The 1,459-nt window shown below is 61.5% G+C and carries 2 protein-coding genes; both read left to right on the forward strand.

What is annotated here, in order from left to right; all coding sequences use genetic code 11:
* Nucleotides 1-344 (forward strand): PLP-dependent transferase (locus tag ACQ7C1_RS31670; protein ID WP_430961211.1); only part of this gene is annotated, 344 nt, incomplete at its 5' end.
* Nucleotides 345-399: 55 nt separating this feature from the next.
* Nucleotides 400-1,299, forward strand: a complete 900-nt coding sequence (locus tag ACQ7C1_RS31675; RefSeq protein ID WP_430961212.1) for a dihydrodipicolinate synthase family protein — start codon at nucleotides 400-402, stop codon at nucleotides 1,297-1,299.
* The last annotated feature ends 160 nt before the right edge of the window (nucleotides 1,300-1,459 follow it).

Raw genomic sequence — 1,459 nt, forward strand, 5'->3', positions numbered from 1 at the left:
TGTCCTGGGTGAGCTATCCCTTCCTGGAATCGCACCCAGACCAGGCTATCGCGCGCAAGCAAATGACACAGGGGTCGGGCATGCTCGCCTTTGGGCTTCATGCCGGCTTTGATGGCGCAAGAAATATGCTCGATCGCTTGCGACTGATGACACGCGCAGTGAGCCTCGGCGACACCGACACCCTGATCTATCATCCGGCCAGCATTACGAGGGCGCGGCAATCGATCCGAAAAGACGCCCATATGGTCTCGGGGGTTGGTGACGACCTCATCCGTCTTTCTGTCGGTCTTGAAGACGTGAATGACCTGATTGGCGACCTGAGGCAGGCGCTCGCGACCTTGTGACGCCCGCATTGACGACTGCGAATATAGAAGCACAGAACCGGATCCGGAGCATCGAATGGCTTTCCTGAGCGGGCTTTCCGCATTTCCCATCACGCCGAGTGACCTAGACGGTCGCGTCGACACTGCCGCTCTCAAGAGGCTTGTGGCGCGGCTTTGCATCGCAGGCGTCGACTCCATCGGCCTTCTCGGCAGCACCGGAACCTACATGTATCTGTCCCGCGAGGAGCGGCGACGAGCCCTAAGCGCGGCGATTGAGGAAACCGGCGGGGCCATACCGGTCGTGGCAGGCGTCGGCGCCTTGCGGACCGACGAGGCGGTCAGACTGGCGCAGGACGCCAAGGCCGCAGGCGCGACCGCAGGTCTACTTGCCGCCGTTTCGTACGCGCCGCTGACGGAGGATGAAGTCTTCGAGCATTTTTCCACCGTTGCTCGAAAGAGCGGCCTTCCCATCGTGATCTATGACAATCCGGGGACGACCCATTTCCGCTTCACGGCTGTCCTGGTGGAACGGTTGGCTCAGGTGCCTGGCATCGTGGCGATCAAGAATCCGACGGAAAAACCCGAGGAGATCGCGAGCCACCTGGGGCAGCAGAGATCCGTCACACCCAAGAGCTTCTCGATCGGCTATAGCGGCGACTGGAATGCTACCAAAGCCATGATCTGTGGGGCCGATACCTGGTACAGCGTGCTCGCTGGCATTCTTCCGGACGTGTGCCTGCGCCTCGTGAGAGCAGCTCAGAACGGCGATGCTGAAGAGGCACTCCGGATCGATGCAAGTCTTGCCCCTATCTGGGAGCTCTTCAAGCAGTTCTCCAGCCTGCGAACCGTTTACTCGATGACCGATCTGCTTGGCGTCTGCCGGGCCGAGCCGCCTCGCCCCATTCTCCCTCTGCCGCCGCTTGCAAAGGAGAAGGTGGCACACTGCCTGACCTTGCTCGAGCAGGATCTGGCCTGACCCTGGCAAGGTCAGGCGCCGCCGGAGGGTCTCGACGGAATTGCTTTACATCGTCTGGGCATTGCCCGCGCTCATCGTCATCGGCCTGCTGGCAAGCGGTCGGGCTTCCACGCTCGTTGCCGCAAGCATCGGCCTGCTGGTGGCTATCGTTGTCGCGCTT

This window comes from Rhizobium sp. Nf11,1 (genome assembly GCF_050587665.1).
Lineage (GTDB): Bacteria > Pseudomonadota > Alphaproteobacteria > Rhizobiales > Rhizobiaceae > Rhizobium.